This is a genomic window from Amycolatopsis thermophila (assembly GCF_030814215.1).
GTDB classification, from domain to species: domain Bacteria; phylum Actinomycetota; class Actinomycetes; order Mycobacteriales; family Pseudonocardiaceae; genus Amycolatopsis_E; species Amycolatopsis_E thermophila.
Genome location: NZ_JAUSUT010000001.1, coordinates 5,792,754 through 5,814,898 on the forward strand (window position 1 = coordinate 5,792,754; position 22,145 = coordinate 5,814,898).

A 22,145-nucleotide genomic window follows, 5' to 3' on the forward strand; every position below is an offset into this window, starting at 1 on the left:
CTCCTGGGGTGCGTCACGCACCGCGTTCTTGACTGCCCGGTCCACAATAGGGATAGTGGACCGGGCAGTCAAGAATCCGTATGCTGGCCGGCATGGCACGTCCGCGAGCCTTCGACGAGAAGCAGGTGCTCAACGCCGTCCGGGAACAGTTCTGGAACGCCGGTTACGCCGCGACCTCGCTGGAAGACCTGATGCGGGTCAGCGGGCTGGGCAAAGGCAGCCTGTATGCGGCCTTCGGGGACAAGCGACAGCTCTTCCTCCGGGCGCTGCGCAGCTACACCGAGGACAACCACGAAGCTCTTCGGAAGGCCCTCGCCGAGCCTCCACGAGCTGTGGACGCACTCCGCATGCTCCTCGAGGCACCGATCGACCCCCGCACGCGGCGTGGCTGCCTGCTGGCCAACAGCACCTGCGAACTCGGCAACGCCGACCCGGACGTCCTCGCTCACGCCCACCGCGCCTACGAGACGACCACCGCGCTGATCGGGGACTGCGTCGCCCGCGCCCAACGCGAAGGCGACCTGCCGGCCGAAGCGGATCCGATCGCGCTGGCGCGGGCCCTCCTGGCCGCGCAACAAGGGATCGTGTTCATGAGCCGGACCGGGCTGGACACAGCCACCCTCACCGCCACAGCACGATCACTCGCGGCTCAACTCCTACCGACCCACTCCGGCGACTGTCCCCCCTGCCCGCGAACGGACCGTCCGCGGGCAGGGGGGACAGCGGATTCATCAGGCGCAAAACACGCTTACTTGACATAATGTGCATTATCGGCACACCGGACCGCGTCGGTTTCCGGTGCCGTGAGGCCGGTGATGTCCAAAGTGCCGTCAGCGGAGTCGTTCGAGGTCCCGGGCGGCTTCGGCCAGTTCGAGTGCCATCCGGCGCAGCTCGTCGGCGTCGGCGCCGTCGTCGGCCGCGGTCACCACGTCCTCGGCGGCGCAGCGCAGCTGGAACAGACGATCCTGCAGTGCGGTCAGCTCGCTGCCGGACAGCACGACGGCGTCCTCGGGCAGGCCGCTGCGCTGCACGGCGAGCCGGCGTTCGTAGGCGCGCTGGCGGCAGGACTGGCCGCAGTAGCGTCGCCGCCGCCCGGTGCTTCCCTGCTCCAGGCGCCGCCCGCACCACCCGCAGTGCAGCGCCGCGCCATCCCGTCGCGCACGCCGCGAAACGTCACGTGACGCTTCGATCTCGTCCACCTGTCCGCTCACGCAGCAGACCCTAACCGGCCACCGCCGGCTCATGACGTGGCCACGCCGATGCCGCAGACTGGTGGGGTGCAGATCAACCACCCGTACCTGAGCGGCACCCTGCCCCGCGCGTTCGCCCATCGCGGGTGGCACCTGGACGACCTGGCCGGGCTGGAGAACTCGCTGCCAGCCTTCCAGCGGGCCGTCGCCGAGGGCTACAGCTACGTCGAAACCGACGTGCACGCCACGGCGGACGGGGTCGTCGTCGTCCACCACGACGCGCTGCTGGACCGCACCACCGACGCGCACGGCCCGATCGCGAAACAGACGTGGTCGTCGGTCCGGCGCGCGAAGATCGGCGGCCGCACTCCGGTGCCACGGCTGGAGGACGTGCTGGAGGAACTCCCCGACACCCGGTTCAACATCGACATCAAGACCAGTCGCGCGGTCGTGCCGTTCGTCCGGACGATCGAACGGATGGGCGCGTTCGACCGGGTCGCGGCGGCCGCGTTCTCCGACAGCCGGCTGGCCGCGATCCGCAAGCTGGCCGGGCCCAAGCTGATCACGTCGATGGGACCGCGGTCGGCGGCGGTGCTGTGGGCCAGCGGCTGGCTGCCGTGGGCGCGGCTGGGATTCCTGGCCCGCGGCGAGATGGCGCAGGTCCCGGCCCGGCAGGGCGCGATGACGGTGATCGACCGCGGGTTGGTGCGCAGCGCCGAGCGGGCCGGCGCCGAGGTGCACGCCTGGACGATCAACGACCGCGGGCACATGGAACGGCTGCTCGACATGGGTGTGCACGGCATCGTCAGCGACCGGCCGGACGTCCTGCGCGACGTGCTGCGGGAGCGCGGCGCCTGGCCGCCGTCCGCCGGCTAGCGCGGCGGCCTGCCCTCCCAGGCGGCGGCCCACGTCTTGGGGCCCAGGCGGCCCGAGTCGTTGATGCCGTTGGCGCGTTGCAGGTCGAGGACGGCCTGACGGGTCTTGTCGTAGTAGCAGCCGGTGCCGGTGAAGCCGTAGCCGTAGGCGTTCATGCGCAGCTGGAAGGTCTCCAGGGCGGCGGCGCAGTCGCCGTAGGCGTAGACCACGCCGGGCCAGGCGGGCTTGGTCGCGGGCACCGGGGCCGGGACGTGGCCGCCGCCGATGTAGGCGCTCTCGGCGTAGGTGGGGACGCGTTTGCTGCGGGCGTCGGAGTCGTTGCGCAGGCCGAGCATGCCGGCGCACTCCCAGGGCTGCCAGCCGCGCATCCGGTAGAGGTAGAGGGCCCGGTAGTCCTGTTCGGCCGGGGTGGCGAGGTCCGGGTGGCCCTGGCCACCGACGCTGCGCCAGGTGGGCAGGTCGAACTGGTAGGCGCCGTAGTAGCCGGTGCCGGTGTTGACGGAGTAGCGGTTGCTGGACTCGCACATGCGCAGCTTGAGCCAGGTCGCGGCACTCGGGTCGGCCGAGGCGGACGCGACGGCGACCAGCTGGCACCCGAGGGCCAGCAGCGCGGCGAGGACGAGTGCGCGCGCCGAGGGTCTCCACCGTCGTCTGGTCATGCGATCACGGTAGGTTCGCGCACCACAAGCCACAACTGTCACAAGTGCCCCACCTGCATCGCAGCGGCTCTCGAGATGGCCTTGCGCGATAGCCGGAATGACCAGCGGGAGGCTGGTGGAACCGGACAAACCACGCACTCCCCTGTCGTCGGCCGCCGGGCGCCCCGGCTTCGCTGTTTTCACCCGATCAAGGGAGGTTGCGGCCGGGCTGGATAGGGTCGTCGGTCGTGACCACCCTTGGCGACTCCGATCCGGACCCGACCGACGCCCTGTCCCCGCTGCCGTCGCGCAACGGCTCGGGCGCGCGGGCGCGGGGCAGGCTGCGGTTCTGCTACGGCCCGATGGACTGCGGCAAGTCGACGCTGGCGCTGCAGATCGACCACAACCACGCGCGGCAGGGGCGGCGCGGGATGCTGCTCGTGCGGCACGACCGGTCGGGGGCGCCGCGGATCAGCAGCCGTATCGGGATCACCCGCGAGGCGGCCGAGGTCGGCGAGGGCATGGACCTGCGGCAGCTGATCCGCCGCGAGTGGGTCGCCGGGCGGCACCTGGACTACCTGATCGTGGACGAGGCGCAGTTCCTGTCCACGGCGCAGGTCGAGCAGCTGGCGGAGCTGGCCGACGAGGTCGGCCTGGACGTGTACTGCTTCGGGCTCGCCACCGACTTCCGCAGCAGGCTGTTCCCGGGTGCGCGGCGGCTGTTCGAACTGGCCGACGAGCTGCAGCCGGTGCAGGTGGAGGTGCTGTGCTGGTGCGGCGCGCCGGGCCGGTTCAACGCCCGCGTGGCCGACGGCGAGGTCCTCCGGGACGGGGACACCGTGGTCGTCGCCGACACCCTTCCGGGGGTAGTTGAAAACACAAGTTCACCACAGTGGCAGACCGAACCTGCTACGTTGCGTTATCAAGTACTATGTCGGCGCCATTTCCGCCTCGGCGACCTGGGGCCCGCCGCCCCGCAACACGGTCAACTGCGACTGACCTGAACGGATCAGAGGCTCCCCCGCGCGGGGGAATATGCCGAGAAGAGCGAGACATCCGCGTCACGTCGTGCACCGAATCCACTCTCTAGAGAGGAAGCTGTTGCCGAGGGGTGAGCCAGCTCATCGTGAGTGACGACATGGTGCCGTGGGAATTCCCAGTTGCCAGTAGCCGTTGCATAGGGTGAGCATCACCCTGGCTCTAGACCCGGAGCCGACCGAAAGGACGTCATCATGGCCGACCGTGTTCTCCGTGGAAGCCGGCTGGGAGCGGTCAGCTACGAGACCGACCGCAATCACGATCTGGCCCCGCGCCGCACAGTGCGTTACGCGTGTCCGAAGAACCACGAGTTCGAGGTGCCCTTCTCCGACGACGCCGAGATCCCCTCGGTGTGGGAGTGCCGCCTGCACGGCAGCGAGTCCGAGATCGTCGATGGCGCGCAGCCCGAGCAGAAGAAGGTCAAGCCGCCGCGTACGCACTGGGACATGCTGCTCGAGCGGCGGAGCATTCCTGAGCTCGAGGAACTGCTGAACGAGCGTCTCGCTGAGCTGAAGGGACGGCGCACGAGCAAGTCGGCGTAGTCCCCTGCCCCTCCCACCGCACGAAGGCCCCCGTGTCCTCCCGCCACGGGGGCCTTTTCGTGTGCGCGGGTGGCGGCTGGTCCGTTCGGGAGGTGGCGGTTGGTCCTTTCGTGGGGTGGGTGCCTCGGTCCCTACGAGGGGCGGCGGCTCGGTGCGTTCAGGGCGGTGACGCGTCCCTTGAAGGCGGTGACTGGTCCGTTCGCGGCGCGGCGGTTCGGCGGTGGCCGCGCAGTTGGTCGCCTTGCCGGCGCGGTCCGGGCCGAAGCCCACGACGAACAGCAGGCCACCGACCGCCGCTAGCTCGGTGGAGCCACCATCACCCTGCTCACCACCCGCCCACCGGTCGAGGAAGAGGTAGCTACCGAGCTCATCAGGCCGTGATCTGAACCGCAGAGCCCCTCGCGCACCGACTTGCACCACCCGCCGGGACGTGACCTCGTCTCGCCGGTCATGAACGGACCGCTGCTGCTGGGCGAGGGCGAGCATTCGTGGCTCACGAACGGTCCGTTCACGGCGGCGTGAAGGGTCCGTTCACCGCGGCGCGAACGGCCCATTCACCTCGCGGCCGGGTGATTGGCCCGTTGGTGCCCGTACGACCGGACCAGCCGTGCACATCCGCACGACGGGGCCACTGGTGCGCCCCTCATTGGACCGATCATGTCCGAGCCGCTGGACCGTTCACGTCCGAGCGAACGTCCCTCGCGCGCCCGAACCAGGCGTTCGGATGCTGGAGGCACGGCGCCGCCACACGAGCGGCCCGACGGCGCACCCACGACGGCTCCAATGACGCGCTGATCAACCGTCCAATGACGCGCTGACGCCGCAGCCATGCTGCCCCACGCTCAGCAATCAGCGCCGCTAGCGCACTCGACGGTCAGCAGCGCCGAGCGCGCTCGGCAACCAGACCCCGCCCCACGCTCGTACAGCCGGCGCCGAGTGCGCGCCGCGCCCCGCTGAGCGCCCACCTCACCGCCGCCGAAGGCGTCGGGTCCGGGCAGGGACGGGGCGGAACTCAGCGCCGTAGCAGGGAGCGCACCTGTTCGTACCGGTGGCGCGCTCCCCAGATGCCCACGCGCACCAAGGCCTCGCGGATGATGGCTCCGCTCATCTTCGACTGCCCGATCTCGCGTTCGGTGAAGGTGATCGGGACCTCGGCGACCTCGAAGCCCGTCCGGACGGTCCGCCACGCCAGGTCGATCTGGAAGCAGTAGCCGCGCGAGGCGATCTCCTCCAGCGGCAGCTTCTCCAGCACCTCGCGCCGGTAGGCGCGGAACCCCGCGGTCACGTCCTTGATCCGCACCCCGAGCGCCAGCCGCGAATACAGGTTGGCCATCCGCGACAACACCTCACGGTGCTTGGGCCAGTTCACCAGGCTCCCGCCGGGCACGTACCTCGACCCGAGCACCAGGTCGGCCTCTTCGAGCGCCGCCAGCATCCGCGGCAGGTCCTCCGGCGCGTGCGAACCGTCGGCGTCCATCTCGACGATCGTCAGGTAGTCGCGCTCCAGGCCCCACCGGAAACCGGCCACGTAGGCCGCCCCCAGGCCGGCCTTCTCGGTCCGGTGCAGCACGTGCACCCGCGAATCCCCGGCGGCGATCTTGTCCGCCAGCTCCCCCGTGCCGTCCGGGCTGCCGTCGTCGACCACCAGTGCGTGCACCTCGGGCAGCGCGCGGTGCAGCCGGTCCAGGATGAGCGGCAGGTTCTCGCGCTCGTTGTAGGTCGGGACCACCACCAGCACCGGATCGATCGGTCGCGCGTGCGCCATCCCCATGTCCTCCCCCGCGGAGAAACCTCACTCCGCCCTGGTCGCCGTCGTGCTCGTCCCCCGGGTGCGCGCACGGAGCACGAGCCCGGCCAGTACCGCGGCGACCGCCACGCCGACCAGCCCGTACTCCGTCCAGGCCCCGAGTCGATCCGACAGCGTAGTCTCCGTCCGCAGCGGCACGCTCCCCACCAGGGATTCGGCGGTGAACTGGCTGGTCGACCGGGTCACGGTGCCGTCCGGTTCGACGAGCGCGCTGACCCCGCTCGTCGAGGACACCACGACCGCGCGGCCGTGCTCGACCGCCCGCAACCGCGCCATCGCCAGCTGCTGGTAGGTCATCTCACTGCGCCCGAACCAGGCGTTGTTGGTGGGCAGGACGATCAGCTGAGCCCCGTCCTGCACCGCGTCCCGGGAGACGTGGTCGTAGGCGATCTCGTAGCAGATGGGCACGGCCACGCGCGTCCCGGCGACGTCGAGCACCGAGGGCTTCGTGCCGGGCAGCATGTCACCCGTGTCGTCGACGAACGGGGTGAACCAGCGCGCGATCGAACGGGCGGGCACGAACTCGGCGAAGGGCACCAGCTCCTGCTTGCTGTAGCTCTGCCCGCGGCCGGTGGCCGGGTCCCACACGAACTCGGTGTTCTGCATCTTCAGCCCGGGTGCGCGGTAGCGCGCGCCGATCAGGGTCGGGCTGCCCAGGTCGCGCACGGCCTGGTCGATGACCGGGTCGAACCCGGCGAGGTCGGTGGCGGTCTCCGGCCAGACGACCAGGTCCGGGGCGGGCACCGCGCCGGCGCGGATTTTCCCGGCCAGCAGCTCGCTCTGGGCGAGGTGGTTCGCGCGCAGGGTGGGCTCCTCGGTCATCAGGTCGAGGCCGACGTCCGGGGCGTTGCCCTGCACGACCGCCACCGTCCGGGTGCCGTTCTGCGCGCCGGTGCCGATCGTGGGCCACAACGCGAGCCCGGCCACGACCGGGAGGACCGTGGCGATCACCGGCAGCCGCACCGCGCGCCAGTCGCGACGGCGCGCGTGCACGAGCAGTGCGCTGAGGCCGAACCCGGTGACCACGACGGCGAACCCGACCAGCGGCGCGCCGCCGACCGAGGCGAGCGGTACGAACGCGCCGTCGGGCTGGCTGAACGCGACCCGCCCCCACGGGAACCCGCCCAGGGGCCACCAGGTGCGCGGCGTCTCGCTGGCGATGATGACCATCGCCATCCACACCGGCGCACCGGGCAGCCGGGCGACGAGGGTGCACAAGGCGCCCGCGACGCCGAGGTAGGCGGCGAGAGCGCCGGACAGCGCCAGCCACGGCGCGGAGCCGAACCCGCGACCGAGGAAGTCCTGGATCCAGTACAGCAACGGCAGGTAGAGGCCGAGCCCGAACACGAACCCGTAGCCGAGGCCGCCCCACAGCCGCCGGCCGCGCAGCACGAAGCCCAGGCCGGCGAAAGCCGCCGGCGCGAGCCACCACAGGTCGCGCGGTGCGAAGCTCAGGTAGAAGACGAACCCCGACGCCGCGGCGAGCACGAGCCGCAGCAGCCAGGACCGCCAGTCCCGCTTCGTCCGGACGGGTGCCGACGGTTCGGCGGATTCGGCCACGGGTGCTGCTGCCACGCGAGCAACCTTATTCCGCGGAGGTGAACGCGTCGTAGAGAACCTGGCCCGCCCGCACGGTGCGCAGGCACACCGGGAGCGGCGCGTCCGGGTCGAGCGGCGGGAGTGCGGGCACCCGGGAACGCGGGTCGGTCGACCAGCGCTGCACCCGCGAGTCGGGGGCGGCGACGACGAGGTCGGCGGCGTCCCAGATCGTGTAGTGCGCGGGGGCGCCGGGGACGAGGCTGCCGGTCACGCCGTCGTTGACGCCGGCGGCGCGGTGCCCGCCGCGGGTGTGGGCGGTGAAGGCGGCGCGGGCGGACAGCCCGGCGCCGGGCGTGTGGTGGTGGACCGCGGCGCGGACGCTGTCCCAGGGCTGCAGCGGCGTGACCGGGCAGTCGGAGCCGAACGCGAGCAGCACCCCTTCCGCGGCGAGCAGGGAGAACGGGTTCATCCCCGCGGCCCGCTCCACGCCCAGCCGCTGGGCGTACATGCCCTCCGGCCCGCCCCACAGCGCGTCGAACTGGGGCTGCATGGAGCCGGTGACGCCCCACCCGGCGAGGGCCTTGGCCTGCTCGGCGTCGACCATCTCGAGGTGTTCGAGGCGGTGGTGGCCGCCGGCGAGGGCGCGTTGCCCGACGGTCTTTTCCGCCAGCTGGAAACCTCGCACGACCTCGGTCACGCCGGCGTCGCCGATGACGTGGAACCCGGCCTGCAGTCCGGCCTCGGTGCAGGCGACCAGGTGGGTGGCGATGGCGTCGGCGTCGAGGTAGCGGGCGCCGGTGTTGCCGGGTTCGTCGAGGTAGGGCTCGTGCAGTGCGGCGGTGCGGGAGCCCAAGGCGCCGTCGACGAACAGGTCGCCGGCCAGGCCGCAGGCGCCGAGGCGGCGGGCGGTGTCGACGGCTTCGAGCTCGCCCCAGTAGCCGACGACCTCGGGGTGGCCGGGTTCGGCGGCGAGCGCGAGGAGGTCGGTGAGGTCGTCCTCGCCGGAGATGTCCGGGCCGGCGCACTCGTGGACGCTGACGATGCCGCGGGCGGCGGCCAGCCGGAGGAACGCTTCCTGGGCGCGGCGGCGCTGCTCGCGGGTGAGCGCGGCGCGCACGGCGCCGCGGACGTGGTGGTGGGCGTCACGGGTCAGGGGGCCGTCCGGTGACCAGCCTGCGGTGTCGCGGGCGGCGGGAGCGAGTTCGACCAGCGCGGTCGAGACCAGGGCCGAGTGGACGTCGACGCGGCTGAGGTAGACCGGCACGCCCCCGGCGGCCTCGTCGATCTCGGCGCGGCTGGGCAGGCGGGGCGTGGTCCAGGTGGTCTCGTCCCAGCCGTGGGCGATGAGGACCTCGCCGGGGCGGGCGGCGGCGCGGATCGCGGCGAGCAGGCCGGCGGCGTCGGTGACCCCGCCGAGGTCGACCCCGGCCAGGTGCAGACCGGTGGCGGTGGCGTGCACGTGGGCGTCGACGAAGCCGGGGGCGACGAACGCGCCGTCGAGGTCGTGGATCCGGGCATCCGGGTGGAGGGCGCGGCCGGGGCCGTCCTGGCCGACCCAGACGATCGTGCCGCCGGTGATGGCCATCGCGGTGGCGTCGGGGTTGCCGGGCGAATGGATCCGCCCGCCCAGCAGGAGCGTGGTGCTGTCGTCCGTCACGGTGTCGAGTGTGCACGATGGGGTCGCGACGAAAGCTTTTACGTCGTATTGTCGTTTTCACCGCAGATTTTGACGCCGAACCGCCGACGAGGAGCAGAGATGACTGCGATCCAGGAAGTCTCCCCCGCCGACAGCACCGATGTCGAGCAGCCCTACGCCTACCGCCGCACGGAGCTGACCGAACCGGACTGGCGCCGGTTCCCCGGCTGGCGGGACGTGACGGAGGCGCAATGGCGGGACGCGCAGTGGCAGCGGGTGCACTGCGTGCGCAACATCAAGCAGCTGCGGGCCGTGCTGGGCGATCTGATCGACGAGCGGTTCTACGACGATCTCGCGGCCGACCAGCGGGAGCTGGCGACGATGTCGATGCTGGTGCCACCGCAGATGCTCAACACCATGTCGGTGGACTCGACCGACGCGCTCTACGCCGACCCGGTCCGCCGCTACATGCTGCCGGTGCGCAGCGACCGCGACGCGGAGTGGCCCAGCCACCCGCATTCGGCGCGCGACTCGCTGCACGAGGCCGAGATGTGGGTCGTCGAGGGCCTGACGCACCGCTACCCCACCAAGGTGCTGGCCGAGCTGCTGTCGACCTGCCCCCAGTACTGCGGGCACTGCACCCGCATGGACCTGGTGGGCACGTCGACCGAGCAGGTGGTCAAGCACAAGCTCGGCCTCAAGCCGGTCGACCGCCAGGACGCGATGATCGACTACCTGCGCGGTACCCCCGGCGTGCGGGACGTGGTGGTCTCCGGTGGTGACGTGGCGAACGTGCCGTGGCACCAGCTGGAGTCGTTCCTGATGCGGTTGCTGGACATCGAGACGGTGCGCGACGTCCGTTTGGCGACCAAGGCGCTGGCCGGGCTGCCGCAGCACTGGCTGCAGCCCAAGATCGTCGAGGGCCTGGAACGGGTGGCCGGCACCGCGCGGCGGCGCGGGGTGAACCTGGCGATCCACACGCACGTCAACCACGTCCAGTCGGTGACCCCGCTCGTGGCCGAGGCGGCGCGGACAGCGCTGGAGGTCGGGGTGCGCGACGTGCGGAACCAGGGCGTGCTGATGCGCGGGGTGAACGCGACGCCGGCGGCGCTGCTGGACCTGTGTTTCGCGCTGCAGGGCGAGGCGAACATCCTGCCGTACTACTTCTACCTGTGCGACATGATCCCCAACGCCGAGCACTGGCGGCTGGCGGTGTGGGAGGCGCAGGAGCTGCAGCACTCGATCATGGGGTACCTGCCGGGCTACGCGACCCCGCGCATCGTGTGCGACGTGCCCTACGTCGGGAAGCGGTGGGTGCACCAGGTCGCCGAGTACGACCGCGAGCGCGGCATCTCCTACTGGACCAAGAACTACCGCACCGGGATCGAACACGCCGACCCCGAGGCGCTGCGCCGCCGCTACCCGTTCTACGACCCGATCTCCACCCTGCCCGACGAGGGCCGCGCCTGGTGGGCGGCCCGGCAGGGGTAGCCCGGCCGCGTCCGGACGGCCCGATCGCGCCCGGCTTCGTCACCCTGGCCGGCGTGGGCGCCTGCACACTGTGGCCAGGCGCCGAGCCCACCCACCGGCCGCCCGGGTCACCGGCCAGTGCGCGCGCGGTCCGCTGTGGACGGTGCAGGAAACCGCCGCGAGCCACGCAGTCGGCGATCGTGATCAGCAGGTAGGCGATGAACGCGAGCGGCCAAGTCCCTCATGCGCGGCGTCAGCGCCCGTTCACCTACCAGCCGTGGCGCGGGTGAGCCTGCGCCATGTCGGCGCTAGGCGTGGCGCAACGCCTGGTTGAGGAGGTTTCCGCTGTGGTCGAGGCAGTCGTCGCAGATGGTGGCGTCGGTCTGCGGGCAGTGCATGCGCGGCAAGGTGCGGCGGAAACCGAAGAAGCCGGTGCGGTCGGTGCGGTCGCAGAACTCGCACGGCGCGCCGCCCGCCCGCACCCGTTCCAGGTCGGTGCCGCCGTGGCTGGTGCGGGCGTGACCGTCGCGCACCAGGCCGAGCCCGGCTTCCACGCACCGCGCGCAGATCGGGCCGTTCGGGCCGGGGACGCGGCGCTCGCCGGCCGCGGGCTGGGTGTCGCAGAACCTGCACCGCATCGTCCAGGGTTCCCGCGCGGGTGACGCGGGAAACCCCGTCACTCGACCCGTGCGATCAACGCGCCCTGGACGAGGGCGTCGCCCTCCTTGGCGAGCAGGTACACGACCCCGGAGGCGGGTGCGGAGATCTCGACGTCGACCTTGTCGAGCGCCACCTCGGCCAGCAGGTCACCTTCGGCGACCCGTTCGCCGTCGTGGACGAACCAGGTCGCCACCACGCCCTCGGCGTCCGGGTCCTTCTCCGACAGCAGCGGGAACAGCACCTCGGTCACGTCACCGCCACCTCCCCGCACACCCCGGCGGGGCGCACGCACCCAGCATGGGACCCGCCGCGCCCCGGTGACAAGCACTAACCCCGGACGAGCGCCCGGAGCGCGTCGTCCAGGTCGCCCGCGGACTCCAGGTGCCGGGCCGCGGACTCGGCCAGCGACTTCCACGTCCCCGGGGATTCCACCATCTGCCGCACCGCCCGGGTGAGTTCACCGTCGGCCTCGCACACGACCGCCAGCCCGGCTTCGGCCATCAGGCGAGCGTTGGCGCGGCCGTGCGCGGCGATCGGGCGGTGCATCAGCACCGGCCGCCCGCAGGCGAGCGCCTCCAGCCCGGTCGCCCCGCCCGCGTTGGTCACCACCACGTCGGCGGCGACGGTGAACGCGGGCATCTCGTCGGTCCAGCCCAGCACCCGCAGCCGCGGATCGGTCAGCCGCCCCAGCGCGCGGACCAGCCGCTCGTTGCGGCCGCACACCACCACCGGCACCACGGACGGGTGCGCCGCCAGCAACTCCGCGGCGGCCGCCTCGACCTGCCCGAACCCGAGCGACCCGCAGGACACCAGCGCGACGAACGCCTCGGCCGGCAGCCCCAGACGACGGCGGGCCTCGTCCCGGTCGCCGGGCCGGAACGCGGCGCGCACCGGCGGCGCCGACACCGCGACCGGCGCGTCCGGCACGCACCGCACCGCGGGCGGGATCGCCACCGGGTGCATGACGAGGTTGCGGTCGACGCTGCCGTAGACCCAGAACGGGTGCGGCGCGAAGTCCGAGATCCACGCACCCACCGGGGCGGGCAGGCTGCCGCGACGGCGCAGCCACTCCAGCCCGGCGGTGCCCAGCGGGTAGGTGGACAGCACCAGGTCGGGTTCGCCGATGACGCGGGCCAGCCGCCGCCCGCACCAGGCGCCGGTGAAGCGCTTACCCGCCGCGGCGAACCACCGGGATCGCCACAGCAGCGCGTAGAAGAACTCGTACAGCCACGGGGTGCGCCGCACGTTCGTCACGTAGATCAGCCGGAACAGCGGCCCGACGCCCGGGCCCATCACGTCGAGCGCGTCCAGCCACCGGATCTGCGCTTCCGGCCACAGCCGGTGCACGGCCTCGGCCAGGGCGCGGCCGGTCGCGTTGTGCCCTTCGCCCATGGTCGCCGACAGCACGAGGACCTGTTTCACCGGACCTCCGGAGTTTCGTGGGTCAGACGCGTGGCCCGGGCGGCCAGCACGACCACGCCGGCGAGGACGACCAGCCCGGCCACGGCCGCCCCGGTGATTGCGGCCGGGTCGGTGGTGGCGGTCTCCCCCAGCCACCACAGCCCGATCGCGACGCCGACGAGCGGGTCGAGCGCGGTGATCACGGCCAGCGCCGGGGTGAGGAACTCGCCGCGCTGGAAGGTGTTCTGGCTCAGCAGGAACCCCATCGGCCCGACCACGCACACCACGTAGAGCACGGGGTGCGTGAACGGTGCGAGGAGGTCCTCGCGCGCCTGACCGGCGACCACCTTCATCAGCCCCGCGGTGACGCCGTAGAGGACGCCGGTGGCGACCGCGAGGCCCAGCACGGCCGCCGCCCCGGAGGCGAGCACCGACACGGCGAGCCCGGCCACGGTCAGCGCGGCCAACGTCAAGGCCAGCGCCACCGGTGCCGGGCCGGACACGAACGTCGTCGTGCCGGTCTCGCCCGGGCGGGCCAGGACCATGAACACCGCCAGCCCGGCCACGCACAGCACCGACCCCGCGGCGAGGACGGCGTCGGGCGGGCGGTGTTCCAGACGGGCGGAGAAGAACCCGGCGAAGATCAGCGACGTCACCAGCAGCGGCTGGACCACCAGCAGCGGCGCGAACGCCAGCGCCACCAGCTGCAGCACGAGGCCGGCGACGGTGGCGGCGATCCCGGCCAGCCACAGCGGGCGGCGCACCAGCCGGGACAGCAGGGCCGGGTCGAGCGTGCGGGCCCGGTCGACCTGTTTCGTGGCGCGCGCCTGGGCGGCGCTGGCCAGTCCCATCAGGGCGGCCCCGGTGACCGCGGCCGGGACGGCCACCACCAGCGAGCTCGTCGGCACCCTTCCCCCTCGGGGCGGTGATCGGTGTTCACCACGACGGTAGCGGGGAACGATGATCATCGGGACCGGGGTTCACAAGGGCTTCGGCGGCTCTTCTCTAAACTGCCACCGGTGCGACGGTATCGGTGGTGGATCGGCGGGGGCGTTGCGCTCTTCGTCGCGGCCCTGGTGGGGATCTTCGTGTTCGCCGGGCCCAGCACACCACCCGGGCCGATCCAGCGTCCCGGCCCACCGGGCACCGGCCCGCTGACGATCGTGTCGATGGGCGACAGCACGCTCTCCGGTGAGGGCGCGGGCAACTACACCGCCGACACCAACGGCGCCAACGGCGACTGGTGCCACCGCTCCCCCGACGCGACGGTGAAGAAGACCGACGTCCCCGGCATCGTGGAGAAGGTCAACCTGGCGTGCTCGGGCGCACCGGCCGCGCAGGTCGGTCTGGGCGAGGCGAAGCAGTGGACCGAGCCGTCGCAGGCCGGGCAGCTGGCGGAGCTGGTGAAGACCCACCGGGTCGCGGCGATCGTGGTCGCGGTGGGTGCCAACGACGATCCACACTTCTCGCAGCTGATCTCGCAGTGCTTCCAGGCGTGGTTCGTCTCGGGCAACGCGCCCTGCCGCACCGCGATCGCGCCGACGTGGCAGCAGCGGGTCGACGCGATGGTGCCGAAGGTGGTGTCCGCGCTCGGCGACATCAAGTCGGTGCTCGCCCGCGCCGGGTACCGGCCCGACGACTACCAGCTGGTGCTGCAGTCCTACGCCGCGCCGATCGGGCCGGGCATCCCGGCGAACCTGCAGAACCTCAACGGGTGCCCGTTCCGCACCGAGGACCTGCAGTGGGTGGTCGAGCGGGGCGTGCCGGTGCTGTCCCGTGGTCTGGCGGCGGCCGCCGCGCAGGCCGGCGTCCGGTTCCTGGACCTGTCGCGAGCCGGCATCGGGCACGAGGCGTGCAGCGGCGGCGCCGATGCCTCGAAGGAATGGTTCAGCCGGCTGACGCTGCAGCTGAACGACCTCGCGGACGCCGATCGCGCCGGTCATGCCATCCAGGAATCGTTCCACCCGAACGCCAACGGCCACGCGCAGATCGGCCGGTGCCTGACGGAGTTCCTGGCCACCGCCGAACCGGCCGCCGCCTGCCTCTCCGGCGCCGACGGCAACCTCCATCCCGCGGCGGCGGTCACGGCCGGGTGAGAGGCTGGGCGCCCGGTGCGCCGCTACAGGTCGAGTGCGGCGCGGAGGGCGATGTCCACCTGTTCCTGCGTCTGCTGGTCGATCTCGGCGATGCGTTCGACGAGCCACCCGCGGTACAGGCGGGTCAGGAAGAGCGTCGAGATCCAGAAGCGGCTGTCCAGGGCGACGCCGAGGATGTCCTGCGGGTCCTCCTCGAGCAGCTCCGTCCCGATGAGCCACGGGCGCTCCGACTCGTTCACCCCGTCGGACGACAGCAGCAGCACAGTGCGTTCCCGCGCGGGCTGGGTGGGCGGCTTGTACGCCCAGATTTCACCCTTCCGCACGCAGGTCCTTCTCGGCCGCGGCCAGTTCGGCCTCGTCAGCCGCCGCGAGTGCTTCGGCACCGTGCGGTCGCGAGCGGTAACCGGTGCGGACCGCCTCGCGGCGGGCGGCTCGCGACAGCCACGCGGACAACGAGACGCCGTGCGCCTTCGCCGCGCGTTCGGCGTACTCGATCGCCGCGGTGTCCAGCGAGAGCGTGACCTTCCGAGTTGCCATACCTTTTATCGTACTCATCGCCCGGCGCTCTGTCACACCGTCGGCGGACGGCCCTCGAACGGCGTGGACAGCACGACCGTCGTGCGGGTGGAGACCTTCGCCGCTTCCCGGATCCGCCGCAGCAGCTCCTCCAGATCGCGCGGCGACGCGACCCGCACCAACAGGATGTAGGACTCGTCCCCCGCCACCGAGTAACACGACTCGATCTCGCGGATGTGCTCGATGCGCTGCGGATAGTCGTCCGGCGCGGCCGGGTCGTTCGGGGTCAGCGAGATCAGCGCGGTCAGCGGCAGGCCGATCTGCTCGCTGTCCAGCCGCGCCACGTACCCCTGGATCACGCCACGCTGCTCCAGCCGCCGCACGCGCTGGTGCACCGCCGACACCGACAGTCCCACCCGCTCGGCCAGATCGGTGAAGCTGCACCGGCCGTCCCCGGCCAGTTCCCGCGCGATCGCCTGGTCCAGCGGCTCCAGCGGCCCGCTCACGAGTCGAGCACGACGAGCTCGTGCGGGCGCTGGTTGAGCGGTTCCACCCCGTCGGCGGTGACGACCACGATGTCCTCGATCCGGGCGCCCCACCGGCCCGGCCGGTAGATGCCCGGTTCGACGGAGAACGCCATGCCCGGCTCCAGCACCAGGTCGTTGCCCTCGACGAGGTAGGGCTCCTCGTGCACGTCGAGCCCGATCCCGTGCCCGGTGCGGTGGATGAAGAACTCCCCGTACCCGGCGTCGGCGATGATCTCGCGCGCCGCGGCGTCGATCGACTGCGCCGTCACGCCCGGCCGCACCGCCTCGACCGCGGCCTGTTGCGCGCGCTGCAGCACCGCGTAGGTCTCGGCCACGTCGGCGTCCCGCGGCTCGCCGACGGCGTAGGTGCGGGTGGAGTCGGAGTTGTAGCCCTCGGGGATCGGGCCGCCGATGTCGACGACCACCACGTCACCGCGCTCGATGACCCGGCCGGACACGTCGTGGTGCGGGCTGGCGCCGTTCGGGCCCGACCCGACGATCACGAAGTCGGCACGCAGGTGGCCCTCCTCGACGATCGCGGCGGCGATGTCGGCGCCGACCTCGGCCTCGGTCCGGCCGGGACGCAGCCACTCGGCGACCCGGGCGTGCACCCGGTCGATGGCGGCGCCGGCCCTGCGCAGCGCGTCGATCTCGGCGGCGTCCTTGCGCATCCGCAACTCGCGGATCACCGGCCCGGCCAGCGTCTGCTCCGCGGAGCCGAGCGCGGCGCGGAAGGCCAGCACGTGCAACGCGATCAGCCCGTCGCTGACGGCGACCCGGCCGGGTTTGCCGAGCCGGTCGGCCACCATGCGGTAGGGGTCCTCACCGTCGACCCAGGTGACCACCTCGACGCCGAGTTCCCCCGTCGGCACCGCCGCGTAGCCGGGGGCCTCCAGCTTCGGCACGACGAGGGCCGGGGTGCCCTCGGCCGGCACCACGAGCGTCGTCAGCCGTTCGAACGAGCCGCCGGCCTCGCCGAGCAGGTACCGCAGGTCCGAACCCGGCGCGATGAGCAGGGCGTCGGTGCCGGCGTCGGCAGCGGCGGCGCGGGCCCGGTCGAGGCGGGCGCGCAGGGTTTCCGGGGCGAGGGCTGGGATCTCGGGTGAACGGGACGACATGCCACGCAGCGTATCTGGCCCGGGCCGCGACCGCGTCTGGCAGGCTGTGCTCCGTGACACTTGCCCTGCTGGACTCCGCGAGCCTGTACTTCCGGTCGTTCTACGCGTTGCCCGATTCGATGACGGCACCGGACGGCACGCCGGTCAACGCGGTGCGCGGGTTCACCGACACGCTGGCCCGCATCGTCACCGACCGGCGGCCCAGCCGGCTCGTGGCGTGCCTGGACGCGGACTGGCGGCCGCAGTTCCGGACCGAGCTGCTGCCCAGTTACAAGGCGCACCGTGTGGCCGACGCCGAGGCCAACGAGGAGGAGGTGCCCGACACGCTCACCCCGCAGGTGCCGATCATCCTCGAGTTGCTGGAGGCGTTCGGGTTCGCCACCGCGGAGGCGGCCGGGTACGAGGCCGACGACGTCATCGGCGCGCTCACCGCGCGGGAGAAGACCGACCCGGTCGAGGTGATCACCGGGGACCGGGACCTGTTCCAGCTGGTGCGCACCGAGCCGACCCCGGCGTCGGTGATCTACGTGGGCAAGGGCTGGGCCAAGGCGGAGGTGCTGGGGCCGCCGGAGATCGCCGAGCGCTACGGCGTGCCGGTGGCCGGCGCGGGCACGGCGTACGCGGAGATGGCCGTGCTGCGCGGCGACCCGTCCGACGGGCTGCCGGGCGTGGCCGGGATCGGTGAGAAGACCGCGGCGAAGCTGATCACCCAGTTCGGGTCGCTGGACGGCCTGATCGCGGCGGCCGCGGAGGGCAGCAAGGACGTGCCGCCGAAGACGCGGGTGAAGCTCGCCGAGGCCGCGGAGTACCTGCGGGTGGCGCCGACGGTGGTGCGGGTCGCCGCCGACGCGCCGGTGGAGATGTCCGGGCCGGACACCCTGCCCGTCACCCCGGCCGACCCGGACCGCGTCGTCGAGCTGGCGGAACGGTGGAACCTGGGCGGCTCGGTGACGCGGCTGGTCAAGGCCCTCACGGCGGCCGCCCGCCGCTGATCAGCCTCCGGAGGCGACGGCCGCGCGCTGGGTCTGGATGGCCTTGCGCAGCGCGGTCACCACGGGTTCGACCGGGCGGCTCAGCTCGGCCAGCCGCGCCTTGTACTGGCGCCGTTCGGCGCGGCTGAGGATCGTGCGCAGTTCGGCGGTGCCGGCCAGGGCGCACAGCGCGCCGAGGCGGGGGTCGACCCGGTAGGCCGGTTGCGCGCCGCGCACGGTGCGGCGCACCTCCTCGGCCAGGCGTTTCGCGTCCGGGGTGTGGCGCAGCGCGATCCGCGGGACCGGGAACAGGCCGAGCACGCGGCCGGTCTCGACCTTGATCACCCGTTGCTCGGCCAGGTGGTCGCGCACCGCCGGCACCATTTTGGAGCTGCGCCGCGACACCCAGCGCCGCCAGGACCGGGCCGGGGCGTCCCTGATCTCCAGCAGCACCGGTTCGAGCACCGGGTCCAGCGCGGCCGCCCGGCCGGCGGGCACGGCCTTGCCGCCGTCGTCGACGAGGTGCCCGCCGAGCACCAGGTCGGCCAGGGCGGCGGCGCGCAGCGCGTAGCCCAGTTCGGACCGCGAGGCCAGGCGCTTCTTCTGCGTGTCGTAGGCCAGCAGGAAGAGCTGCCCGGCCAGCGAGTCAGGTCGTTGCATCGTCGTCCTCTTTCCTGGGACGTCCCCGCGGACGCATGCGGCCGACCTCACGGGGCAGCCGTCCGGCGTCCGCGAGTGCCTTCCGCAGCAGGAACTCGATCTGGGCGTTGGTGCTGCGCAGCTCGTCCCCGGCCCAGCGCGCCAGCGCGTCGTGCACGGCCGGGTCGAGCCGCAGCAGGATCTTCTTGCGTTCCGGCATCTACTGGTACAGCGTTCCGGTGTTGACCACCGGCTGCGCGTCGCGATCACCGACGAGGACGACGAGGAGGTTGCTCACCATCGTCGCTTTGCGTTCCTCGTCGAGCTCGACGACGTCGTGCTCGGCCAGGCGGTCCAGTGCCATCTCCACCATGCCGACCGCACCTTCGACGATGCGCTGGCGCGCGGCCACCACGGCCCCGGCCTGCTGGCGCCGCAGCATCGCCTGGGCTATCTCGGGCGCGTAGGCCAGGTGCGTGATCCGCGATTCGATGATCTTCACCCCGGCGGAGGCGACGCGGGCAGCGATCTCGGCGGACAGCTTCTCGGTGATCTCATCGGCGTTGTCCCGCAGCGACATCCGGTTGTCGTCCGGCGTGTCGTAGGGGTAGGCGTTCGCGATGTGCCGCACCGCGGTCTCGCTCTGGATGGCGACGAACTCGGCGAAGTCGTCGACCTCGAACGTGGCCTGCGCGGTGTCGGCGACCTGCCACACCACCACCGCGGCGATCTCGATCGGGTTGCCGTCGGCCTCGTTCACCTTCGCCACGCCGGTCTCGTGGTTGCGGATGCGGGTGGAGACCTTGCGCCGCTGGGTGAACGGGTTGACCCACTGCAGCCCGGCGGTGCGCACGGTGCCGACGTAGCGGCCGAGCAGCTGCACCACGCGCGCCTCCCCCGGCGCCACCGGGGTCAGGCCGCCGAGAAGCACCACACCGGCGATCAAGGCGACGATTCCGCCGCCCATGATTCCCCCGGACCCGTGACCAACGGTGATCAGCACGATGCCGGCGGCCATCAGCAGCAGCGCCAGCCCCAGCATCGCGAACCCGTTGACCACGGTCGCCTGCCGTTCGCGCGTGCTCGGCGCCGGCATGTCCACGATTGTCTCCACGGAAGAGCTCCCCTCGCTTGCCTCGATGGCTTGAATGTAGCATAGTGATATCACATTTTCTATCGAGTGAATGGGGGACCACGTGGCGGACGGGCAACTGGAGATCGACGGCCTGACCAAGCGTTACGGGCCGAGACAGGCGTTGTCGGACATGACGTTCGAGGTCCGCGCGGGCGAGCTGTTCGGGTTCGTCGGCAGCAACGGCGCGGGCAAGACCACGACGATGCGGATCGTGCTGGGGGTACTGGCGGCCGATGACGGTGAGGTGCGCTGGGACGGCGCGCCGGTGACGCTGGAGACGCGCCGTCACATCGGCTACATGCCCGAGGAGCGCGGCCTGTACCCGAAGATGAAGGTCGGCGAGCAGCTGGTGTACCTGGCCCGGTTGCACGGGATGCCGGCCTCGGCTGCGCGCCGGTCGGTCGAGGCGTGGACCGAGCGGCTCGGGGTGGCCGCGCGCCGCGACGACGAGGTGCAGAAGCTCAGCCTGGGCAACCAGCAGCGGGTGCAGCTGGCCGCGGCGCTGGTGCACGATCCGGCGATCCTGGTGCTCGACGAGCCGTTCTCCGGGCTGGACCCGGTCGCGGTGGACGTGATGAGCCAGGTGCTGCGGGAGAAGGCCGCCGAGGGCGTGCCGGTGGTGTTCTCCAGCCACCAGCTCGACCTGGTGGAGCGGTTGTGCGACCGGATCGGCATCGTGCGCGACGGGCGCATGGTCGCCTGCGGCACGGTGTCGGAGCTGCAGGCCGGCTCGGTCGTGCGGCTCGTGGTCGACGCGCCGGCCGCGCCGCCGGGCTGGGCCGAGGGGCTGCCGGGGGTGACCGTGCTGCGGCACGAGGGCGGGCGCACCGAGCTGGAGCTGGCCGAAGGCGCCGATGACCAGGCCGTGCTGCGCGCGGCGCTGGCGAGCGGGCCGGTGCACGAGTTCGCGCGGCGCCGGCAGTCGCTGACCGAGTTGTTCCGGCACGTCGTGACCGAGGAGGTGGCGGCATGACCACGCCGCGGATGGACCAGGGCGGCTGGTCCGGTGTCTCGCTCATCGCCTCCCGCGAGATCGGCATCCGGTTGCGGTCGAAGGCCTACCGGCTGAGCACGCTCGCACTGCTGATCGTGATCATCGGGTTCACGGTCGTGATGAAACTGATCGGCGGGAGCGGCGCCGACGGCACGGTCGGGGTCACGAGCACGACCTCGGCTCTGGCCGCGCCGATGCGGGCCGCCGCGGCCGCGGTCGGCGAGACGGTCGAGGTGAGGACCGTGCCCGACGAGGCCACCGGCGAGGCCCAGGTGCGCGACGGCGACCTGGACGTGCTGCTGGTCGGCGACGGCAGCCGCGTGCAGGCGGTGGTGAAGAAGGACCTGGACGACAAGGGCCGCACGGCGCTGGAGCTGCTGGCGAGCCGGCTCGCGCTCGACCGGCAGATCACCGGCCTGGGCGGTGACCCGGCGCAGGTCAACGCCGCGGTCGCGAGCGCGGGCGTGGACGTGCGGCCGCTGGAACAGCCGTACCCCTACAACGGGCAGCAGCTCGTGCTGGGGATCATCGCCGGCGTGCTGATCTACCTGTCGCTGATGCTCAACGGGCAGTCGGTGGCGCAGGGCGTGGTCGAGGAGAAGACCAGCCGGGTGGTCGAGCTGCTGCTGGCCACGGTGCGGCCGTGGCAGCTGATGACCGGCAAGGTGCTCGGCATCGGCGCGGTGGGGCTGATCCAGATGGTGGTGATCGGCGTCGTCGGCATCATCGCGGGGCTGGCCACCGGGGTGCTGACGATCTCGGTGTCGGCCGCGGCGGGCACGGTGGTGTGGCTGATCGTGTGGTACCTGCTGGGTTTCCTGATGTATTCGATCGTGTTCGCCGGGCTGGGTGCGCTGGTGTCGCGGCAGGAGGACGTGGGCGGCGCGGTCACGCCGGCGCTGTTCTTCGTCGTCGCCGGGTACGTCGTGGGGATCTCGGTGCTGCCCAGCGACCCGGGCAGCGGGCTGGTGGCGCTGCTGTCGGTGATCCCGGTGTTCGCGCCGACGCTGATGCCGATGCGCCTGGCGATGGGCGGGGTCGCGCCGTGGGAGGCGATCCTGTCGGTCGGGCTGGTCGTGGCGCTGATCCCGGTGCTGGTGTGGTTGTCCGCGCGGATCTACCGCAACGCCGTCCTGCGCACCGGCGCGAAGGTGGGTTTCCGCGAGGCGCTGCGCGCGGCGTGAGCAAGATCGGAGAAGACCGGCGGCCGGTGTTCTCCTAGGGTCGGAGGTGAGCCGGCCCCGCCTGGGGGCGGGGCCGGCCGTCACCAGCGGGTCGGCTCGCGCCGGGTCACGGTCCAGCTGCCGGCGATCGCCCAGCACCCCGCGCTCGCACCGGCACCTCCCGTGCGG

The 22,145-nt window shown here is 72.3% G+C and carries 25 protein-coding genes; 9 read left to right on the plus strand and 16 right to left on the minus strand.

All coding sequences use genetic code 11. The features are described from left to right. Positions 1-92 precede the first annotated feature (92 nt). The gene (locus FB470_RS28435) at positions 93-761 is read left to right on the plus strand and encodes a TetR/AcrR family transcriptional regulator (protein WP_306996478.1); all 669 of its coding nucleotides are present in this window, start codon (positions 93-95) and stop codon (positions 759-761) included. Positions 762-830: 69 nt separating this feature from the next. Here the strand turns inward: FB470_RS28435 and FB470_RS28440 are convergent, their stop codons facing one another. Then, on the minus strand, positions 831-1,211 hold the full coding sequence (locus FB470_RS28440; protein ID WP_370876593.1) for a hypothetical protein: 381 nt from the start codon (positions 1,209-1,211) through the stop codon (positions 831-833). A 48-nt stretch (positions 1,212-1,259) separates the two neighbouring features. On the opposite strand from FB470_RS28440, the gene FB470_RS28445 reads away from it, so the two are divergent. Continuing rightward, positions 1,260-2,066, plus strand: coding sequence for a glycerophosphodiester phosphodiesterase (locus FB470_RS28445; protein ID WP_306996479.1), 807 nt, complete (start codon positions 1,260-1,262; stop codon positions 2,064-2,066). On the opposite strand, the gene FB470_RS28450 is transcribed toward FB470_RS28445, so the two are convergent. Further along, positions 2,063-2,725, minus strand: coding sequence for a transglycosylase family protein (locus FB470_RS28450; RefSeq protein WP_306996480.1), 663 nt, complete (start codon positions 2,723-2,725; stop codon positions 2,063-2,065). The two genes, FB470_RS28445 and FB470_RS28450, sit on opposite strands and share 4 nt — an antisense overlap. Before the next feature lie 227 nt (positions 2,726-2,952). On the opposite strand from FB470_RS28450, the gene FB470_RS28455 reads away from it, so the two are divergent. Both FB470_RS28455 and FB470_RS28460 read left to right on the plus strand, forming a co-directional pair. Continuing rightward, positions 2,953-3,708, plus strand: coding sequence for a thymidine kinase (locus FB470_RS28455; RefSeq protein ID WP_306996481.1), 756 nt, complete (start codon positions 2,953-2,955; stop codon positions 3,706-3,708). Between the two features lie 228 nt (positions 3,709-3,936). After that, positions 3,937-4,284 carry an RNA polymerase-binding protein RbpA gene (locus FB470_RS28460; protein WP_017982421.1) on the plus strand — a complete coding sequence of 116 codons (348 nt, stop codon included), beginning with the start codon at positions 3,937-3,939 and terminating at the stop codon, positions 4,282-4,284. A gap of 1,012 nt (positions 4,285-5,296) precedes the next feature. On the opposite strand, the gene FB470_RS28465 is transcribed toward FB470_RS28460, so the two are convergent. Genes FB470_RS28465 through FB470_RS28475 form a run of 3 tightly spaced genes read right to left on the minus strand, consistent with a single transcriptional unit; the run spans position 5,297 to position 9,287 of the window. Beyond that, positions 5,297-6,049 carry a polyprenol monophosphomannose synthase gene (locus FB470_RS28465; RefSeq protein ID WP_306996482.1) on the minus strand — a complete coding sequence of 251 codons (753 nt, stop codon included), beginning with the start codon at positions 6,047-6,049 and terminating at the stop codon, positions 5,297-5,299. A 27-nt stretch (positions 6,050-6,076) separates the two neighbouring features. Continuing rightward, complete coding sequence (gene lnt / locus FB470_RS28470; RefSeq protein WP_306999517.1) at positions 6,077-7,651, minus strand: apolipoprotein N-acyltransferase; 1,575 nt, start codon at positions 7,649-7,651, stop codon at positions 6,077-6,079. A 25-nt stretch (positions 7,652-7,676) separates the two neighbouring features. Continuing rightward, entirely contained in the window at positions 7,677-9,287 is a 1,611-nt protein-coding gene (locus tag FB470_RS28475) for an amidohydrolase (protein WP_306996483.1), read from the minus strand. Between the two features lie 99 nt (positions 9,288-9,386). Here FB470_RS28475 and FB470_RS28480 point away from each other — a divergent pair, with 99 nt between their 5' ends. Next, positions 9,387-10,757 carry a KamA family radical SAM protein gene (locus FB470_RS28480; protein ID WP_306996484.1) on the plus strand — a complete coding sequence of 457 codons (1,371 nt, stop codon included), beginning with the start codon at positions 9,387-9,389 and terminating at the stop codon, positions 10,755-10,757. Positions 10,758-11,044: 287 nt separating this feature from the next. Here FB470_RS28480 and FB470_RS28485 read toward each other — a convergent pair whose 3' ends face one another. The 4 genes from FB470_RS28485 to FB470_RS28500 all read right to left on the minus strand — a co-directional run bounded on the left by FB470_RS28485 (position 11,045) and on the right by FB470_RS28500 (position 13,705). Next, positions 11,045-11,374: a hypothetical protein gene (locus tag FB470_RS28485; protein ID WP_306996485.1), complete on the minus strand. Its 330-nt coding sequence runs from the start codon at positions 11,372-11,374 to the stop codon at positions 11,045-11,047. A gap of 38 nt (positions 11,375-11,412) precedes the next feature. Then, positions 11,413-11,646: a lipoyl domain-containing protein gene (locus FB470_RS28490; RefSeq protein WP_306996486.1), complete on the minus strand. Its 234-nt coding sequence runs from the start codon at positions 11,644-11,646 to the stop codon at positions 11,413-11,415. 77 nt (positions 11,647-11,723) lie between these two features. Then, positions 11,724-12,818 (minus strand): MGDG synthase family glycosyltransferase, encoded by a 1,095-nt coding sequence (locus FB470_RS28495; protein ID WP_306996487.1) that lies wholly within the window; start codon positions 12,816-12,818, stop codon positions 11,724-11,726. Next, positions 12,815-13,705 (minus strand): DMT family transporter, encoded by an 891-nt coding sequence (locus tag FB470_RS28500; protein WP_306996488.1) that lies wholly within the window; start codon positions 13,703-13,705, stop codon positions 12,815-12,817. The genes FB470_RS28495 and FB470_RS28500 overlap by 4 nt, the downstream gene beginning before the upstream one ends. Positions 13,706-13,816: 111 nt before the next feature. Between FB470_RS28500 and FB470_RS28505 the strand changes: the two genes are divergently transcribed. After that, a complete protein-coding gene (locus tag FB470_RS28505; RefSeq protein WP_306996489.1) occupies positions 13,817-14,893 on the plus strand; it encodes a GDSL-type esterase/lipase family protein in 1,077 nt (358 codons plus the stop codon). Positions 14,894-14,916: 23 nt separating this feature from the next. On the opposite strand, the gene FB470_RS28510 is transcribed toward FB470_RS28505, so the two are convergent. Genes FB470_RS28510 through FB470_RS28525 form a run of 4 tightly spaced genes read right to left on the minus strand, consistent with a single transcriptional unit; the run spans position 14,917 to position 17,054 of the window. Continuing rightward, positions 14,917-15,216 (minus strand): hypothetical protein, encoded by a 300-nt coding sequence (locus tag FB470_RS28510; protein WP_191243367.1) that lies wholly within the window; start codon positions 15,214-15,216, stop codon positions 14,917-14,919. Next, entirely contained in the window at positions 15,203-15,430 is a 228-nt protein-coding gene (locus tag FB470_RS28515; RefSeq protein ID WP_306996490.1) for a hypothetical protein, read from the minus strand. Before FB470_RS28515 ends, FB470_RS28510 begins: the two co-directional genes overlap by 14 nt. A 32-nt stretch (positions 15,431-15,462) precedes the next feature. Then, positions 15,463-15,915 (minus strand): Lrp/AsnC family transcriptional regulator, encoded by a 453-nt coding sequence (locus FB470_RS28520; RefSeq protein ID WP_306996491.1) that lies wholly within the window; start codon positions 15,913-15,915, stop codon positions 15,463-15,465. Next, the gene (locus FB470_RS28525) at positions 15,912-17,054 is read right to left on the minus strand and encodes a M24 family metallopeptidase (protein ID WP_306996492.1); all 1,143 of its coding nucleotides are present in this window, start codon (positions 17,052-17,054) and stop codon (positions 15,912-15,914) included. The genes FB470_RS28520 and FB470_RS28525 overlap by 4 nt, the downstream gene beginning before the upstream one ends. 53 nt (positions 17,055-17,107) lie before the next feature. Between FB470_RS28525 and FB470_RS28530 the strand changes: the two genes are divergently transcribed. After that, positions 17,108-18,046, plus strand: coding sequence for a 5'-3' exonuclease (locus tag FB470_RS28530; protein WP_306996493.1), 939 nt, complete (start codon positions 17,108-17,110; stop codon positions 18,044-18,046). Here the strand turns inward: FB470_RS28530 and FB470_RS28535 are convergent, their stop codons facing one another. From FB470_RS28535 to FB470_RS28545, 3 genes are read right to left on the minus strand one after another with little or no spacing between them, the layout of a single operon-like run. Next, on the minus strand, positions 18,047-18,685 hold the full coding sequence (locus tag FB470_RS28535) for a GOLPH3/VPS74 family protein (protein WP_306996494.1): 639 nt from the start codon (positions 18,683-18,685) through the stop codon (positions 18,047-18,049). After that, on the minus strand, positions 18,672-18,884 hold the full coding sequence (locus tag FB470_RS28540) for a type II toxin-antitoxin system antitoxin (RefSeq protein WP_306996495.1): 213 nt from the start codon (positions 18,882-18,884) through the stop codon (positions 18,672-18,674). The genes FB470_RS28535 and FB470_RS28540 overlap by 14 nt, the downstream gene beginning before the upstream one ends. Further along, positions 18,885-19,778, minus strand: a complete 894-nt coding sequence (locus FB470_RS28545) for an SPFH domain-containing protein (protein ID WP_306996496.1) — start codon at positions 19,776-19,778, stop codon at positions 18,885-18,887. Between the two features lie 70 nt (positions 19,779-19,848). Here FB470_RS28545 and FB470_RS28550 point away from each other — a divergent pair, with 70 nt between their 5' ends. After that, positions 19,849-20,772 carry an ABC transporter ATP-binding protein gene (locus FB470_RS28550; protein ID WP_306996497.1) on the plus strand — a complete coding sequence of 308 codons (924 nt, stop codon included), beginning with the start codon at positions 19,849-19,851 and terminating at the stop codon, positions 20,770-20,772. Positions 20,773-20,783: 11 nt separating this feature from the next. After that, a complete protein-coding gene (locus FB470_RS28555) occupies positions 20,784-21,977 on the plus strand; it encodes an ABC transporter permease (protein WP_306999519.1) in 1,194 nt (397 codons plus the stop codon). Positions 21,978-22,145: the final 168 nt, after the last annotated feature.

Bases quoted from the DNA above. Each gene is read 5' to 3' on its own strand.
- FB470_RS28555 (WP_306999519.1), top strand. From the start codon at position 20,784: ATGGACCAGGGCGGCTGGTCCGGTGTCTCGCTCATCGCCTCCCGCGAG.
- FB470_RS28435 (WP_306996478.1), top strand. From the start codon at position 93: ATGGCACGTCCGCGAGCCTTCGACGAGAAGCAGGTGCTCAACGCCGTC.
- FB470_RS28465 (WP_306996482.1), bottom strand. From the start codon at position 6,049: ATGGCGCACGCGCGACCGATCGATCCGGTGCTGGTGGTGGTCCCGACC.
- FB470_RS28485 (WP_306996485.1), bottom strand. From the start codon at position 11,374: ATGCGGTGCAGGTTCTGCGACACCCAGCCCGCGGCCGGCGAGCGCCGC.
- FB470_RS28550 (WP_306996497.1), top strand. From the start codon at position 19,849: ATGGGGGACCACGTGGCGGACGGGCAACTGGAGATCGACGGCCTGACC.
- FB470_RS28445 (WP_306996479.1), top strand. From the start codon at position 1,260: ATGCCGCAGACTGGTGGGGTGCAGATCAACCACCCGTACCTGAGCGGC.
- FB470_RS28480 (WP_306996484.1), top strand. From the start codon at position 9,387: ATGACTGCGATCCAGGAAGTCTCCCCCGCCGACAGCACCGATGTCGAG.
- FB470_RS28525 (WP_306996492.1), bottom strand. From the start codon at position 17,054: ATGTCGTCCCGTTCACCCGAGATCCCAGCCCTCGCCCCGGAAACCCTG.
- FB470_RS28535 (WP_306996494.1), bottom strand. From the start codon at position 18,685: ATGCAACGACCTGACTCGCTGGCCGGGCAGCTCTTCCTGCTGGCCTAC.
- FB470_RS28460 (WP_017982421.1), top strand. From the start codon at position 3,937: ATGGCCGACCGTGTTCTCCGTGGAAGCCGGCTGGGAGCGGTCAGCTAC.
- FB470_RS28515 (WP_306996490.1), bottom strand. From the start codon at position 15,430: ATGGCAACTCGGAAGGTCACGCTCTCGCTGGACACCGCGGCGATCGAG.
- FB470_RS28540 (WP_306996495.1), bottom strand. From the start codon at position 18,884: ATGCCGGAACGCAAGAAGATCCTGCTGCGGCTCGACCCGGCCGTGCAC.
- FB470_RS28450 (WP_306996480.1), bottom strand. From the start codon at position 2,725: ATGACCAGACGACGGTGGAGACCCTCGGCGCGCGCACTCGTCCTCGCC.